This window comes from Bradyrhizobium sp. USDA3010, from assembly GCF_056429065.1.
This window is the reverse complement of record NZ_JBWJZD010000076.1, coordinates 1-16,329: the sequence shown is the minus strand read 5'-3', so window position 1 is coordinate 16,329 and position 16,329 is coordinate 1. Positions and strand designations below refer to the sequence as shown.

Sequence of the window (16,329 nt, the reverse complement as noted above, 5' to 3'; positions counted from 1 at the left end):
AGCGCTCGCCAGGTGTTGTTGTCGATGAAGGCGGAGCAAATCCATTTCCCCCGACCTGCTGACGAAGGTCGCATGACAAACTTCGTTTGGCAGCCCATCCGCTACCGCAATGTGATCAGCGTGCTAAAGAATCCGTTTTATGCGGGTGTTTACGTATACGGCAAAAGCGAGAAGCGAACCGCGATTATCGAAGGCAGAGCGCGGCGGACCTACGGGCACTACAAACCGGCGGGCACCTGGGATGTAATGATAAAGGATCATCACGAAGGGTACATCACCTGGGATGACTACGAGCGCAACCAGAAGCAATTGGCGCTCAACGCCTACGGTCGCCCAGATGGTGCAAAATCAGGCCGGGGCGGCCAGGCGCTCTTGTCGGGCATTCTGACGTGCGCTCGTTGTGGTCAGCGCCTGAGCGTCAGCTATAGGGGCGGTCGAATCAGCTACCCGGTCTACCGCTGTGACAAGAGTAGTCTAGCGGGTCGGCTTCGCTGTATGATATTCGGAGCTTCAAAAATCGACGCGGCAGTTGCACGAGAACTGTTACGAGCGGTAGAACCCATGGCGATCGAGGCCGCGTTCGAGGCACAGCGCATGCAACGGGAACGCCAAGACGAGAAGCGCCGGATCTTTGATCTGGAACTCCAGCAAGCCCGGTACGATGCCACGCTTGCTGAGCGTCGCTACGCCGCCTGTGACCCCGATAATCGCCTGATCGCTGCGCAGTTGGAGAAGAACTGGGAGTACGCTTTGCGCCGTGTGCGCGAGCTGGAAAATCGCCAGAATGACCATCAGTCATCCGGCCACGCGGTCGATCCCGCCACCTTTGCCGATCTGGCGGATAACCTGTCCGTAGCCTGGAAATCCCCTGATGTGACGATGCGCGCGCGCCAGCAGCTGCTACGAGCCTTGATTGTCGACATCATCGCGGACGTCGACGATGCGGTACGCGACGTTGTGCTCACGATCCATTGGCAGGGTGGGCAGCACTCCGAGCTTCGGATCCGCAAGCCGCGCTCCGGTGAACACGGTTCCTCCACGGCGGAAGATGCCTTGGCTGTTATCCGCAGCATGGCCGGGCGCTGGTCTGACGAGCACATCGCCGCCACGCTCAATCGGATGGGCTTGCCTACCGGCATGGGTAAGACCTGGACAGCACATCGGGTCAGCGCTATTCGCCGTGTGCGTGGCATCCATGCCTACCGTTCAGCGGAAAAAAACGGCGAATGGCTTACGCAGATCGAGGCCGCAAAAGCGCTCGGTGTCTCAAGTCATATGATCCGCCGCCTTGTCTCCAGCGGCGTTCTTCCTGCTGTGCAGGTTGTTCCGCGAGCGCCTTGTCAGATTCGAGCTGCCGATTTGGCGTCCGAGACGGTCAAAACAGCGATTGCCCGAAAGGGTCGCCCGTCTCGCGAAATTGACGCGGACACGCTTCCAATGTTTACAAGCACTTAAAGAAGGGGCGCACAATGACTCAAGGCTTGCGATGCCGCGCAACGCTCTTTCGGCGGCGTTGTTGCTGAGGCAGATCCTGCCATCGTCGAGGAATCGGGCAAAGTCGGTCCAGCGCCTGAGCATGTACTTCATGGGCTTCAGGACCTTGGAGGAGCGCGAGAGGGTTTCGCGCTCGCGGAGCAGCCAGGCATGCATGTCCTCGAGAAGTGACTTACTCTGTTCCTGGCGAGCGGCACGCCGCTCGCCGGCACCGCGGCCGTTGATGGCGCGCTCGATCTCGAACAACGTATCGAGGCGTCTGACAGCCTCCAGCGCGATCGGGGAGACCGGTTTGCCTTTCTTGCCTTCCCGAGCATTTTTCTCGATATCAGCCAGCTCGAAGAAGCCCCGCCGCGCATGGGCCACGCAAAATGCCGGTGTCATCGGCAGCGCCTTCTTCTGCGGGTCGAACAGCGGCTCGAAGCCGCTGTAGCAATCCGCCTGCAAGATGCCGGCGAAGGCGGCCAGATGTCTCTGTGGATGCTCGCCTCGTCGGTCGCTCGAGGCGTAATAGACCGCTGCCGGCGGCGCAGGCCCGGCGAACGGCCGGTCATCCCGCACATAAGTCCAGATCCGCCCGGTCGTGCACTTGCCCTTCGCCAGGATACGGATGGTGGCGTCGTCGCCATGAAGGCGCTCGGCAGCGAGCACGTGGCGTTCGATCAAGTGGAAGAGCGGCATGACGGCGAAGGTCCCGTGGCCGACCTGGTCGGCCAGCGTCGACAACGGCAGGTCGATCCCCTCGGCCTTAAAGCGCGCACTCTGGCGGTTGAGCGGGATATGCATGCCGAACTTGTCGAACAGGATCGTCGCCAGCAATTGTGGGCCGATGAAGCCGCGCGGCGTGGCATGGAACGGCGCGGGCGGCTGGCTGATCTTCTCGCAATCGCGGCAGGTGAACTTCTCGCGGACGGTCTCGATCAGCTTGAAGGGGCGCGGGATCTCCTCCAGCGTCTTGGTCACATCCTCACCGATCTTCGCCAGCCGCGATCCACCGCAGCAGGCGCAGGTCGTTGGAGTCTCAATGACGACGCGCTCGCGTTCGATATCGTCAGGCCATGGCTTGCGCACCGGCCGCTTGCGCATGAAGGGGCGGACGTTCTGCGTCTTCGCCGCTGCGGCCTGTGCGGCAAGCTCATCCTCGCTCGCCGTGGTGACGAGTTCTTCGAGCTCCAACTCCAACTGCTCGAGCAGCCGTGCCGAGCGCTCGGATCGCTGCCCGTGCAGTTCGCGTTTCAGCTTCTCGATGCGCAACTCGAGATGAGCGATCAGCGCCTCGGTATCCGACAGTTTCGCCTGCGCATTCGCGGCTTGCGCCTGCCAGTTGGCGGCCTTCGCCTCGGCTTTCTGTCGCGCCTCACGCTCGGCCTGCAGCGCCGCCAGGGCACTGACAAGGTCCGATGGAAGATCCTCCGGCTTCGATATCATGGAGCCATTGAATCAGATCGAGCAGCAGATTCAAACCGTAAAACGACTATCCGACCCGCGTCGGACGCTGGGTTTCTTGAGGGTTGCGCCAATCGATCCCGGACAACAGATAGCTCAACTGCGCCGGAGAGATCGTTACCGATTCACCAGCAACCGATGGCCAGATGAACCTGCCTCTCTCGAGTCTTTTGGTGAACAAGCAGGTGCCCTGGCCATCGTGCCAAATGACCTTCAATAGATCACCGCGTTTGCCCCGGAAGCAGAAAAGACCGTCGCCCATGGCGTCGCGCTTGAGCACTTCCTGCACGCGCAGAGCCAGGCTCGGAAAGCCGCACCGCATGTCGGTATGGCCCGTCGCCAGCCAAACCCGCACGCCCGTCGGGATCGGGATCATCGGCGCGCCAGGCCCCGAGCAATTCGAACGACCGCCTCGATATCCGCACCGGGGCCGAAGACCACGCGCAGCCCCTGAGGGCTCACGATTTCGATCTGACCTGTCTCGACAGCTTCCGTCGTTGGCGGCGTACTTGCCGCAACTATCGCAGGGACGAATGTCGGGCCGATCGAATCCTCTTCGGCCGGATCATGAGAGGTCCAAGCCTTGCGCCAGCTCAGCAGAAGCTGACGTGATATCCCATACCGGCGAGCCGTCGCCGACACCAGTCGTGGCCCCGAGAAGCTCTCCTCTACGATTCTGAGCTTCTCCGCACGCGTCCAGCGTCGCCGCCGATTGGTCTCCACCAAATCCATGCGGCTCAGCACCGCACTGTCCTTATGTACGTCCATAAGGACAGTCAGCTACAGATCGGAAAAACTCGCAAGACGGCCGCCCTCCGACGGATACGGAGATCGTGCTCTGGGCATCGACGTTCGCGCTGAGAACGCCCTGCGATCCAAACGCCAGATCGGTCGCCGACTGGACGATGCAGTTCGACTGGATCGTGATCGTGACCGTGAACTGCCCCGTCGCAGTAGCGGCGTGGGCAAGTTCAGGCACGAAGATCGCGGCTGCTATTAGGAGCGCGCTCGTCCAGACCGTTGATGGCGGCCAGGCGCGGTGACGGAAACATTGATTCATGGGCGAACGCTCGCGTCCTCCCTACCGGTACAGACACTATGGCCTAGTATCGCTGAGAAGGACTGGAAGCACCTACCAGGATTGGTTGGTGCCGATCTAATGTGGCCTGGGGCAAATGCGCCATGGCGACTGAATTAGATTCGAATTTTGATGTGATTGAGCGTCACCGCGAGCTTTCCGCGCAACACGCCGCCGCGGTATTGGTATCCGCGAAACTTGTCGCAGGTCCCGAGTTTGATGCCGAGTTCTATTCCCTGCACGCGCCGGAGGTCGAATGCATCGGCAAGGGCAAGGCGCATCGGCCTTACGAGTTAATGGCATGGAGCACGCCCGCTCTCAGCGGCAACGTGGAGCCCAGCGGGGCCGCAGCAGGAGCGTAAGCCAGGAAGTTAGTGACTGGCTCCAAAAAAGGAATAGGGGGAGCAAAGCGAGCCGGATTAACAACAGCGATGATAAGCAGAGATGGTCTTTGAAAAGAGCTGGCCCCGGTTGTTTGGACAGCGCCCCGCGAAAATTAAGTGGATTCCTGCCGGGTTATGCTGAAGGCGGAGCTTTACGATTTTGCTGTGCGTCGGGAGGGCGTAAGCCCGACCAGAGCCGCAGCAAAATCGTTGGCGACGATCATGCGGCCGTCAGCATCGCTTGCGCGCCGAAGTAAGCCTCGTCGGGCGTGCGTTCGTCAAGGCTCGAGTGAGGACGTCCTCGATCAGAATATCGTCTCCATCGTGATCGATACGCGATGGACCAATACCCGTCGGCTGAACACATCGACGACCGCCGCGAGGTAGACGAATCCACGTCGCATCGGAATGTAGCTGATGTCCATTGCCCAGACCTGGTTCGGCCGCTCGATCTTCAATCCGCGCAATAGGTACGGGTAGATCTTGTGGCCCGGTGCGGGCTTGCTCGTGTTCGGACGGCGATAGATCGCCTCGATCCGCATGCGCTTCATCTGCGTCGCGACGTGGCGGCGACCACCCTGCATGCCCTCATGCTGCAACAGCGATCGCAGCATGCGCGCCCCTGCGAAGGGATAATCGAGGTGCAGCTCATCGAGCCGGCGCATCAAGACAAGGTCCTCGGCCGAAACCGGCCGAGGTTCATAGTAAACCGTCCTGCGGGCAAGGATCATTGGCGGGGCGCTCGTCTGAGCTCAGCGAACTGGTGGAACATGACAAACAGCGCGATCATTCCGGCGCCCAGCTCAGCGATTGCTTGACTGACCAACAGCCCGTTGAAACCCCATATGACCGGGAATAACAGTACAGCCGGTGTGAAGAGATAGCCCTGCCTCGCCAAGGACACGACCGCACTGAGGCGTGCCCTCCCGAACGACTGAAGCATCGTCGTCACGACACTGTGGATGCCAAAAAGCCAAAAAAAGAGGTGGAAAACGATGCAAGTTGAGACCGCAATTTCTGTGATATTGTCGCTATCACTAAACTGCCTGACCAAAGGACGGGCAAAAATCACAATAGCCGCAGAATACGCGATGGAAAAAGCAACAGTCATGGAGAGCATGAACTTCGCGGCCTTCAATACGCGGGCAAAGTCGCGTGCGCCCCAGCTGAAACCCAGCACAGCGTGAGAGCCGATACAGAAGCCGGCGATCGGCAGTGCGCCAATCGTCAGCAATCGCATAGCTATTCCAACGGCCGCGATGGACTCGTCGCCGAACGGCGCAGCAGCCCTGTACATGAGCATAAGGTAAACGGCAGATACAATACCGGTCATGGTCGCCGGCGCCCCTATGAGCGCGAGCTGTTTGATACGATCTGCGCGCAACGAAATGTGAAATATCCTGACGAGGACTATCCCGCGAAGCTTGGCAAAATAAGCGATATAGAGGCAGATAGCAGCGATCTGAGATAACAGCGTTGCGAGGGCTGCGCCTCGCACACCGAGATCCAGTAAGAATATGAAGATGGGATCGAGCATAGCGTTAAGTGTGAAGGCGGTAATCATCGTCCACATGCTCAATCGTGTATTGCCCTCGGCTCTGACGATGAAGCCGTTGACGATGTTTAGAAGCATCAGGGTGTACCCGAACAAAAGGGGCGCCGCGTAGTCGAGCGCCATGGGCATAATGGTTGGAGTAACCCCAAGCGTTACGAAGATCCCTCGCAGATTTAGAAGCAGAGCGATCGTAAGCATCACACCGATCGGAGCGGCGAGCGCGAGTGCAGTACTCGCGCCTCGACTCGCCTCCAAGTACTCGCCAGCGCCAAGCTGACGAGATATGAACGACGCTGTTCCGACGCCGAGGCCATGTCCGACTGCCGTGAGCAGGACCACGATCGGAAAGGCCATGCTGACAGCTGCGATCGCTTGCGCGCCAAGTGCGCCGACAAAGATCGCATTGACGACCTGCTGTAATGCGTTGATCGATAAGCCAACAATAGACGGAATGGCGAGCCGCAGAATAAGGCCCGAGAGATTTGTGTCAAATAGATCGATGTGCTGTCGTTTCTTTAGCATCGCGTCGCGATCGCTCTCGACTTCCGCATCCGGCTCATTCATGGATGAATGTGTGGCCACCTCTTTTGAGTTCGCTGATCGTTTGCATCAGCTCTTGTTGCAACACCGTGCAAAGATTGCGGGTCACCACATAGCCGACCTTGGCTGGATTATACTTGGTTTCAATCCGGAGATGGCCAGCTCGATATCCGACACTAAACCAGAACAGGTAATTTAGGGCCGCGGGGTCCATGTCCTGGCCAATCCAAAGTGGAGAGGGCTCCTGGGAAAGGAGACGGCGTGGAAAATGGCGCTGCAAACCCGGTCGATAATTCAACCCAATTGTGGGCAAGGGCAGGCGATCGATCCGAGTCCGCACGTCTGGATCTCGGTTTAGGTATTTCAAGGCCCGAAAGCCTATTCCCCTGCGCGGCAGGGCGTTGCGCTGGCGATATATTGAACGAGCACGGTCGGCGCGGGGCTCCGTTCCGGTGAGACTTAAGGCGAGCGGAACAAACTCGCCGATGAAGCCGATGATCTGGGATGGATCGATATCGTCAAACAGCCGACCTCGGGTCGAGGTAAGGGTATCAATCCAAATCGAATAGTTGTCGAAAACGCGTCCAAAGGCGCCAGATATACCGGCAAGAAACACGTCAAAGTCCTCACAATGCGCCGATTTGGCTGCAATATTGAGAAGATCAGCTGTCGCTTCTTTGTCAATCTCCAGATGGTACGTAGCTTGATCTTCCCAAAGCGATCGGCAATTCGCTTCATCGATGCGACTTTCAAGGTGTGCATAGTGAAGCTCTCTTGCCGCCTCATCAGAAAAGCTCGCGCCGCCCGATGAAGTGTCCCTGACGTGCAAATTGAACTTACCGTAATCAATCCCCTCCCAGTATCCGAGTTCGGACGGCGCTTCGCCGTTCGCGTAGTGTTCAAGGCGAGTCAGCCATGGTGAGAGCATTTGAATGTTCTCGGGATCACGTGCGGCATGGCCTGAGGCAGCGGCGTCGTACGCCGCATCCAATGCTTCCAGGAACAATCGATAGCCTGTCCCCTCCAGGACGAAATGATGTACCAGGACCAGCAGATAGTAATCGCCGCTTTCTGATGTACGGAACACCGTGACGTTCAAAAGGAGCGTCTGGCCGTCAAACCGAAATATGTGTTGACGTCTTGCTGAGATGTTTTCGATTGCCTTACGCTGCTCTAGGCTGGTCATGCCGACAAGATCGATCTCCTCTACGAGGCGTTCGGCGACAGAGGGACCGATTGTCAGACGTAGACCATCGTCGGTTCGGGCAATGCGGAGTCTGAGACCTTCGTGCCTATACACGACTTGGGCAAGGGCGCGCTCCAGCGTTTGGATATTCAGGATGCCGCCGGGCAAGAAGAACAGGTCGCCGATGGTGTAGTGCTCATCCAAGCCGATAACACGGTTCGAGAATGAGATTACGGGACTCACTGGCAACGGCCTATCCGCGCAAGGCGAGCTATGGAGCGTAGCCGCCCCTCCGTCTGCCGCCAATTTCCTGATAGTCGGTGTTCGATAGATTTGGGCGACAGTGAGCGTCAGCCCGGCTTTGCGCGCAAGCGTGACGCAGCGCACGCTCAGGAGAGAGTTTCCCCCGATATCAAAGAAGTTTTGATCGATTCCGACAGAGCTGACGCCTAACAGGTCCTGCCAGATCTCGGCAAGAATAAGCTCCGTGGTCGTGCGGGGCTCAGCAGATGGACCAGGGCCAGCTTCGCGGTAAGAAACGGTCGGCAGGCGAGCTCGATCTATCTTGCCGCTAGCCGTAAGCGGGATGCTGTCAACCAAACGGAATGCGGAGGGAATCATATAGGACGGCAAGGTATGGCGCAGGAGAGCAACAATATCTCCCGAGCCCAGACTGTCGCGTACGGGCACCACGATAGCGGTCAAGCGGCCGTGGTCCTCAAGGCCTTCTGCGAAGACCGCCGCCTTTGCAATGCCCGGATGAGACTCAAGGGCCGCTTCGATCTCCTCCAGCTCTACGCGAAAGCCCCGTAGTTTGATCTGGTTGTCCGATCTTCCGCAAATCTCAAGAAGGCCGCTGGTTGAGATGCGTGCGATATCGCCAGTGCGATAAAGAATGCTGTATTGTCCATTATCATAAGGATTTGACACGAAACAGCGGCTCGTCCGATCTTCATCCCCCCAGTATCCAGCGCTTACGCAGCGTCCCGCGACGCCGAGCTCGCCGGCTACTCCGACCGGGACTCTCTTCAAGTGGGCATCGAGCACGTAGAGTTTGACGTTGTCGATTGCGCGCCCAACGGGAACGAGCGACGAGCCGTCGTCAGTATCCGATGTTTCGTAGACAGCTGCATTGGATGCACATTCCGTAGCACCATAGAAGTTCCACAACGGCACGTTCGGAAAATGCGCGCGCCAGCGAACGGGGAGCCAGGACGGCATTGGTTCGGCGCTGCTTGTGACCAACCGCAAGGTGGTCAGTTGCGGATTACGGTCCTGGGAAGCAATGAGGCCGGACAGCAGTGCCGGTGAGGCAAATAAGCGTGTCACGCGATGTCGCGCCAAGACGCACAACAATAGATCTGGATCAAGCAGCTGCTCTTGAGTCAGGATCAGTGCGGGCACGCCTCGCAGAAGCCCCCCAAAGTACTCCCAAGCGGAAGCAACAAGTGACGCGGATTTTTGGACAACTATTACATCGGTATTGTCGAAGGGAAAGCGTCGCCACATCCAGTTCAGTCGATTGAGGATTGCCGATTCCGGTATAGGAACCCCCTTCGCTTTCCCGGTTGAGGACGACGTGTATATAAGGTTTGCAATTCCCTGATCTGATGGTTTGCCGCTGCACTCACCACCGTTAGCGGACACGTTGCACTCTTCTAGGGTCGATAGACAGACCGACGGCAAGTCAAACCCAGGGTCGACGTTATTTGCGTGAACCAAAAGCCTTGCCTGACTATCTCGCAGGATATGTTCGATCCGATCACGAGGATAATCTGATGATATAGGGACAACAATGGACCTCAAGGCGCGTGCCGCCAGAATAATAGCAGCCGCGTCAGGCGACCGGTCGACCAGCATCGCGACCATATCGCCCGTCCCGACGCCAGAGGCCCGTAGTGACGACCTGATTGCTGTTACGCGCTCACGTAGCTGGCGGAATGTAATCTCGCCGAAATCACCGAAATATGCCACTTGGTCGCGATTGGAGACGCTGACTTGCTCGAATGCTTCGACAAGCGGACATTCAGCCTCATACGGTTGCGCCGAGCCATTAAGCGACTCCTGCACAGCGATGTCTGCGGCGCTGAGACAGCTCAGATCCATAATGGGCGCAAGCGGCTTCTCAACGCAGGCCGCAATGAGACATCGCAAGTTGTCGGCCATGCGGGCGATCAGATCGCTGGAAATTATGTCTTCCGCATATGCGAGCTGAAGAGCAATTTCATCGCCGTGATCTTGTGCGTACAGTGTCAGATCGAATTTTACATAGCCGGTCTCATACTCGCGGAATGTCAGATCCAACCCATGTTGGCCAGGCGGCTCTGCCGCCTCAGAATACATGTTGAACATGGCTTGAAAGATCGGTGATCGTCCCGCTTCGCGATATAGCCGGGTATCCCTCACCATCCAGCTCAACGGATATGCTGAATTTGCGATCGCATCGCTGACCAGCCCCTGAACGCGCAAGGCATGATCCTCGAACGATCGGCCGACATCGATCGCGGTGCGGATTGGCAGCATATTCAGGAAGAAGCCGACGACTTCGGCGCTGCCAGGTTGGTCGCGGACAACATGCGGGATGCCAACGATAATATCGTCCTGACCGACATACTTCTGTAGCAGCAGCTTGAAGCACGCGAGGAGTGTCGTCGAGGTGGTGCACCTATGCCGCCGTGCAAACTCCCGTACCTGATTGGAGAGCTCACTGCCAAGTAACAGCGCTTGCGAGGCGCCCCGGTGGGAATTTGTCTGCGCCCGCGACCGCCCCGTTCCAAGCGAAAGAACCGGTGGATCATCGCCAATCTGACGACGCCAATAGCTACGTTGGCCGGCCAACGCCTCTAACGTAAGGTGTTGCTGTTCCCATATCGCGTAGGTCGAGAGTGACGCGCGGTTCTCAGGCAAAAACGCCCCGGCATCTACGTACCTTTGTCGAAGGTCTCTGAGCAGAACCGAGATCGACCAGGCGTCGATGATAATTTCATGAGCGGTGATCAGGATCAGATGGTTATCAGCGCCAAAACGGATCATGCGCGCGCGAAACAGGTGGCCTTGACTGAGATCAAAGTTGCTGTTCAATTCTGTCTGCCGCAACTCCGCCATGAGTTCCTCGGCGTCCTTCGCTGTGAGATGAGATGCATCAACCAAGTCTAGATCTGCGCATTGCGGAACATCAAACAGCTGAACCGGACCGTCATCGTCGATAAAGCGCGCCGAAAGTGCCTGATGGGAATGAACGACGTCGGTCCAGGCGCGATTGAACGCGGCTGGATCAATGTTGCCCCTTATTCGCAGGCCGCCTTGAATGATGTAGTTCCTCGCGGACGGATCGAGCTGCGAGAGGAACCAGAGATGCTCCTGAACCCTCGTCAGAGGCGATCGTATCAGCTTTCCGGGCGCCGGAGCTTTGCACGGCTCGGAGCCGAGTCGGGCCGCGATCGCAGCCGCCAGCGATCGGATCGTTCCATTCAGGACCAGCCTGAAATCCACTCTCAGTCCGAGCGTGGTATGCAACTGGCTCAATATAAGCATTGCCCGGAGCGAGTCTCCCCCGAGGCTTATGAACTCGTCATTTACGCCAATGTTCTCAATGTGCAGAACGCCGGACCAGATCTGACTGAGCTGGGCTTCGAGTTTTGTTTGTGGCGCCTCGAATGGCGTCGGCAATGAGGGGCGAATACTGGTCGGGTCTGGCAATGCGCCTAAATCGATCTTTCCGTTTCTGGTTAGTGGAATGGCCCCGACGAGGATGATCCTCTCCGGGAGCATGTACGTGGGAAGCGCTTCAGCAAGAAAGGTCTGAAGTTCGTCTTCCGCCACGTCAGTCGGAGCGGAAACATACGCGATGAGTCGTTTCGATGCGGCGGCGTCCTCCGCTGCGTGGGTTATGTCCCTTGCCGTAAGCTTTGCGCCGGTGCGGACGGAGGCAACCGCGACAGCGCCGCGTACCAAATGGTGAGCGCAGAGGCAGGCTTCGATTTCTCCCAGCTCAATTCTGTGCCCGCGGATTTTGACTTGACGGTCCCGTCGACCGAGACATTCCAGAAAACCATCGGAGCGAAAGCGCCCGAGATCACCTGTCTTGTATAGGCGCCGGAACGAGGGATCGGTTGAGAACGGGTTGGGCCCAAAGGCATCCCTGGTGCGGACATCGTCGTTGACGTAACCGGCAGCAACGCCAACGCCGCTAACACAGAGTTCGCCGACCTCTCCGGTGCCGCACAGCCGCGGTCCGTCAGCGACATAAACCGCAAGGTTAGAAATCGGCTTGCCGATCGGCACATAGAGGTCAGCCGGCGCAGGGGGTGCAGAAACCAGATGATGTGTCACGCCGTCCGCGCATTCGGTCGGGCCGTAGTGGTTGAGAATCGGGATCCGGGGGTATAAAGCAAGCCACGCGCGTGCCAATCCGGGCGTTAGAGGTTCTCCGACCGTGGAAATAATCCGCAAACCGTCCAGAGCTCGGCCGGCAGCCGCAAGTGACTGCAGATGCTCAACAAATATCGCGAGCATTGACGGGACGAATTGAGCCACCGTTACGCCGCATCCTTGAATGGCTTTGAGAAAGCAGCCTGGCGACTTCAGTGTCGCTTCATCAATGATCGCGATCCTGGCTCCGACGCAAAGCCCTGCCAGAAGCTGCCACAGCGAGATGTCAAAGCAGTGCGATGCAGTCTGCGCGATACAATCCGTCCGTGTGAGACGCAGGCCGTCGATTTTTGCCATCAAGTGATTGTTTAGGGCTGCGCGCTCGATCATTGCGCCCTTTGGCTGGCCCGTTGAACCAGACGTAAACAGAATGTAGGCAAGTCGATGCCCGCGCGATGATGGCGCGACAGACGAGGTCTGGCCCTCGCATAGCGCCGCCGCTATCGGGATGAATTGCGTGGCGCCGTTGCTGCTCGCAGAGAGTTGGTTAGGCCAATCCTGCCGGTCTGGGCCAATGATCAGAACGCAGCGGCTCTGCTCGATCATGAATGATGTACGTGAGGCCGGTAATGATGGATCGAGTGGCAGGTACGTTGATCCGGCCTTCAAGATGGCGACAACTGCCGTTGCCCAGTCGAAATCTCGCTTGCCCCAATAGCCGACCACCGCGCCCTGAGCGCCATGCTTTTGCAACGTCCTTGCGAGGGCATCCGATCTTAGTTGCAGCGCCTGGTAGGTAAGTTCGGCTCCGCCGTAGCTCAGCGCGCCCCTCTCCGGAGCCGATCTTGCAAAGCGATCGAGCGCCGTGATCGCGTCGATCGGTTCGCGGTCCACAAATTGAGTTGTGCCGGATTGGGTTTCGGTAAGCATACGCGTCTCGCCATTCATCGCTTTTCTGCGGCCCTTAGATCAAAAAGTTGTTTGGAGCTCACCGCATTCGATGCAGCCGTTTGGCGGCAAATGCCCCTCGCTTGGTGGATTTGACCCGGCCAGCTCTCAGCATCAGACGTGCCAACTTTGCCGAAGAGACAGATTCGTATGCTTTGCGCGGACCGGGCGTGCCGCCTCTCGTTTCAGTGTCTGGCCGCGAACATAGGCTGTCCTCAACCGAATGCGGTCATGTCAGGTTATTGCCAATCAACTCTAATCGGATAGGGCGACGGTATGAACAACTCGTCGTGTGAGCTCAAAACCGAATACAGTCGAGCCAGATTGCGCGGGTCACCCTCGGCGCTATGCCCACTCGACCATACCGCTTCGATCTCGCCTCCGCACCGTTCAGCGCGGTCGTTTCCCCCAGTGATGGTGTAGCTCGGAAGAGCAAAGCCGCCCGTACGCGCGCCTCAAATAGCGCCGTAGCGGGCGGGCGGCTTTGCGGTAGTCACCGGCGATTCGCCGGGAGGATCGGGTTGCGACACGCCAACGCGACCGAGGAACCACCGATGACCGACGATATGATGAACCTGCGCACGCTCGTGGAGAAGACCCCTGATGCCGATCTGTTGCGCGAGATGATCGGCTTGGCGCCCAGCGGCTGATGGAGCTGGAAGTCGAAGGCCAGACCGGAGAGCTATCGCTGAAAGTTGGTGACGGCGGGAATCGGGAAGGCGGCATATCGTGGGGGTGCTTGACGCCTCCACTTCTCCACCGAAGGAGCGATATGCCGTGTCCAAAGATAACATCATCAAGTTGATTCAGCCAGGAAACGTCGACGATCAACTCACCGAAATCTTGCGCAATGGGGTGCGTGCTCTGTTGGCCCAGGCGGTGGAGGCCGAGGTCGCGGACTTTCTCGGCAAGCATGCCGATTTGAAGACTGCGGACGGCCACCAGCGCGTCGTGCGCCACGGTCACCTGCCGGAACGCGAGGTGATGACCGGTATCGGTCCGGTCGGCGTCCGCCAGCCGCGTGTACGCGATCGCGAGGCGGAGGCTACCGATCCCGACCGCATCCGGTTCTCTCCGTCGATCCTGCCGCCCTACATGCGCCGCTCGAAATCGATCGAGACGCTGCTGCCGATCCTTTACCTGAAGGGTATCTCCACCGGCGACTTCTCCGAGGCTCTGGCGGCGCTGCTCGGCAAGGATGCTGCCGGGTTGTCGGCATCCGCCATCGGCCGTCTGAAGGACGGTTGGCTTGACGAACACACCGCGTGGCAGAGGCGCGATCTGTCGGCGAAGCGCTACGTCTACATCTGGGCCGATGGCATCCATCTCCAAGCACGCCTCGAAGACGAAAAGCAGTGCATCCTGGTGCTGATCGGCGCGACGCCGGAAGGCCGCAAGGAACTGGTCGGCTTCACCGATGGCGCCCGCGAGAGCGCGCAGGACTGGCGCGATCTGCTGCTCGACCTGAAGCGGCGGGGGCTCGGCGTGCCGCCGCGGCTCACCATCGCCGACGGCGCGCTCGGGTTCTGGAAGGCCGCCGGCGAGGTCTGGCCGAAAACGCGCGAGCAGCGCTGCTGGGTACACAAGACCGCCAACGTGGTCGCCAAGTTGCCGAAGAGCCAGCAGCCTAAAGCCAAACGCGCGTTGCAGGAGATCTGGATGGCCGAAACCAAGGCGCCGCCGAGCTGGCGTTCGACGCCTTCATCGAGAGCTACACGCCGAGAAGGCGGCCGACTGCCCGAGCAAGGATCGGAACACGCTACTGGCGTTCTCGACTTCCCGGCCGAACACTGGAAACACCTGCGGACCACGGATCCCATTGAAAGCACCTTCGCTACCGTGCGCCACCGCACGATCCGATCGAAGGGCTGCCTGTCCAACAGAACGGCGCTCGCGATGGTCTTCAAACTGGTCGAGGGCGCCCAGAAAAATTGGCGTCGTCTCGATGGCCACAACCAGTTGCCAAAACTCGTTCTCGGTGTGACATTCAACAACGGGATCGAGGTCATCGCCAAGCCGACTGACCGTCAGCCCATAACCGCCGCCGCCTGACCGGCCGCGCCGTCACCAAAATTTGGCGATAGCTCACCGACCAAGCCATACTTGGCTCAGCAATCAGTGTGCAAGACGGCCACATTGCGCAGAGAGGCAAACGGAGCGCTTTCACACCATGTGCAGACTGACTAATCGCGCGCGCGGCGCCTTCCGGACTACAATGTCATGAACCGGACGTCACTGAACGAGATCAGCGTGCCGCGTCGAGCGCCCTTATGTCTTCGTCTTCAATGTGAGCTCTCTCAAAATCGTACGTTGGGAGGATTGGGAAAACGGGACCGAGGGTGTGAGGTTGTCCGTCACCTACTCGGTCGCAAACTATGGGAAGCTCCCTGCCGTCATCGAAGCTATGCAAGTAGGCCTGAGCGTGCACGCAGAGCCGCCAGCTCCGGTCAACTACGACCACAACCATCCCCCTGCGATCTCTGCTGTCCTCGTGCCTGGCGAGCCCCGCAACGATCTGGATGAGGGGCTTGCGTGGAATGATGTGGAGCTTGATGACTACGAAGGTGACCCCCCCGATTTCGGCGGCATGCATCTGTTCTTCTGGGGCTTCATTCGGTATCGCGGCACGTTCACAAGCGGACACACCACCCGAGCGTGCTGGCGATACGATGAGCGAACACGCCGGTTCGTCGAGTTTAACGGTGGGCGCGAGTACAACAGTCAAACCTGAGGAGTAAGGAAGCGGGATGGCAAAACATGGTTCGATCATTGAAGAGTTGGAGCGAGAGCGAACGAACATTGATCAGCTTTGGGCAGGTCTTGGAGGTCGCCAAGTCCGTGTCCATGCGGTGGGTGGCTCCGAGGCCGTTGTCACAGCCGAATATGTGGACGGCCTCAAGCAAGCCTCGAACGCGCTCAACAAAGCAATTACGGCCCTAAGGAACATGGATATCTGAAGGCGATAGATTCACGATGTGCCGGCCCTCCATCACCTATGATGTGCCGATCAGCATCCTCTACGGGCTTGGCGCGATAGCTACGCGCAACCACCACGGCTTGAGCTGATTGGGGATACGAGCCCAGACGACCGCGCCGCGTGAAGGTCGAACTGTTGACAATCGATGCGAACGTCCGGAAATTCGGCGTGCGTTGCGCGCTGCGTGTCCCCCGAACATCGGCGCGCATGGCGTTTGTCTCGTGGACGAAGCTCCTTCGGCAGCTTCAACCGGACGACAGTCAGGATCTCGTCGAGGCCTTCGAGGATGCTGGCCGCTACGCCGGGCCATTGCTGGTCGAGTCGACGCGCGAGATCGCGGATCAATTTTTC

12 protein-coding genes and 3 pseudogenes are annotated in these 16,329 nt (G+C 58.8%); 8 read left to right on the top strand and 7 right to left on the bottom strand.

All coding sequences use genetic code 11. From position 1 onward, the window contains the following. A partial coding sequence (locus tag AC066Y_RS41740) for a recombinase family protein (protein ID WP_478278920.1) occupies positions 1–1,455 on the top strand: 1,455 nt, incomplete at its 5' end. 27 nt (positions 1,456–1,482) lie between these two features. On the opposite strand, the pseudogene tnpC reads toward AC066Y_RS41740, so the two are convergent. From tnpC to AC066Y_RS41720, 4 genes and pseudogenes are all read right to left on the bottom strand, one after another. Beyond that, positions 1,483–2,922: pseudogene (gene tnpC / locus AC066Y_RS41735) on the bottom strand (IS66 family transposase); the annotation flags it as partial. A gap of 46 nt (positions 2,923–2,968) precedes the next feature. Continuing rightward, positions 2,969–3,316 carry an IS66 family insertion sequence element accessory protein TnpB gene (gene tnpB / locus AC066Y_RS41730; RefSeq protein WP_478278919.1) on the bottom strand — a complete coding sequence of 116 codons (348 nt, stop codon included), beginning with the start codon at positions 3,314–3,316 and terminating at the stop codon, positions 2,969–2,971. Next, a complete protein-coding gene (tnpA, locus tag AC066Y_RS41725) occupies positions 3,313–3,708 on the bottom strand; it encodes an IS66-like element accessory protein TnpA (protein WP_478278918.1) in 396 nt (131 codons plus the stop codon). Before tnpA ends, tnpB begins: the two co-directional genes overlap by 4 nt. Next, positions 3,695–3,847 carry a hypothetical protein gene (locus AC066Y_RS41720; protein ID WP_478278921.1) on the bottom strand — a complete coding sequence of 51 codons (153 nt, stop codon included), beginning with the start codon at positions 3,845–3,847 and terminating at the stop codon, positions 3,695–3,697. Before AC066Y_RS41720 ends, tnpA begins: the two co-directional genes overlap by 14 nt. Here AC066Y_RS41720 and AC066Y_RS41715 point away from each other — a divergent pair. Then, positions 3,774–3,983, top strand: coding sequence for a hypothetical protein (locus AC066Y_RS41715; protein ID WP_478278924.1), 210 nt, complete (start codon positions 3,774–3,776; stop codon positions 3,981–3,983). The two genes, AC066Y_RS41720 and AC066Y_RS41715, sit on opposite strands and share 74 nt — an antisense overlap. A 139-nt stretch (positions 3,984–4,122) precedes the next feature. Beyond that, a complete protein-coding gene (locus tag AC066Y_RS41710; protein ID WP_478278923.1) occupies positions 4,123–4,380 on the top strand; it encodes a hypothetical protein in 258 nt (85 codons plus the stop codon). 329 nt (positions 4,381–4,709) lie between these two features. On the opposite strand, the pseudogene AC066Y_RS41705 reads toward AC066Y_RS41710, so the two are convergent. The 3 genes and pseudogenes from AC066Y_RS41705 to AC066Y_RS41695 all read right to left on the bottom strand — a co-directional run. Next, positions 4,710–5,126 (bottom strand): annotated as a pseudogene (locus AC066Y_RS41705) (DDE-type integrase/transposase/recombinase); the annotation flags it as partial. Between the two features lie 2 nt (positions 5,127–5,128). After that, a complete protein-coding gene (locus AC066Y_RS41700; RefSeq protein ID WP_478278917.1) occupies positions 5,129–6,520 on the bottom strand; it encodes an MATE family efflux transporter in 1,392 nt (463 codons plus the stop codon). Then, positions 6,513–12,983: an amino acid adenylation domain-containing protein gene (locus tag AC066Y_RS41695; protein ID WP_478278916.1), complete on the bottom strand. Its 6,471-nt coding sequence runs from the start codon at positions 12,981–12,983 to the stop codon at positions 6,513–6,515. The genes AC066Y_RS41700 and AC066Y_RS41695 overlap by 8 nt, the downstream gene beginning before the upstream one ends. Positions 12,984–13,555: 572 nt before the next feature. On the opposite strand from AC066Y_RS41695, the pseudogene AC066Y_RS41690 reads away from it, so the two are divergent. The 5 genes and pseudogenes from AC066Y_RS41690 to AC066Y_RS41670 form a co-directional block, all read left to right on the top strand. Then, positions 13,556–13,680, top strand: a pseudogene (locus AC066Y_RS41690) (IS256 family transposase); the annotation flags it as partial. A gap of 98 nt (positions 13,681–13,778) precedes the next feature. After that, on the top strand, positions 13,779–15,053 hold the full coding sequence (locus AC066Y_RS41685) for an IS256 family transposase (protein ID WP_478278915.1): 1,275 nt from the start codon (positions 13,779–13,781) through the stop codon (positions 15,051–15,053). Between the two features lie 295 nt (positions 15,054–15,348). After that, entirely contained in the window at positions 15,349–15,732 is a 384-nt protein-coding gene (locus AC066Y_RS41680; RefSeq protein ID WP_478278914.1) for a hypothetical protein, read from the top strand. 16 nt (positions 15,733–15,748) lie between these two features. Then, positions 15,749–15,958 carry a hypothetical protein gene (locus AC066Y_RS41675; protein ID WP_478278913.1) on the top strand — a complete coding sequence of 70 codons (210 nt, stop codon included), beginning with the start codon at positions 15,749–15,751 and terminating at the stop codon, positions 15,956–15,958. Between the two features lie 140 nt (positions 15,959–16,098). After that, a partial coding sequence (locus AC066Y_RS41670; RefSeq protein ID WP_478278922.1) for a hypothetical protein occupies positions 16,099–16,329 on the top strand: 231 nt, incomplete at its 3' end.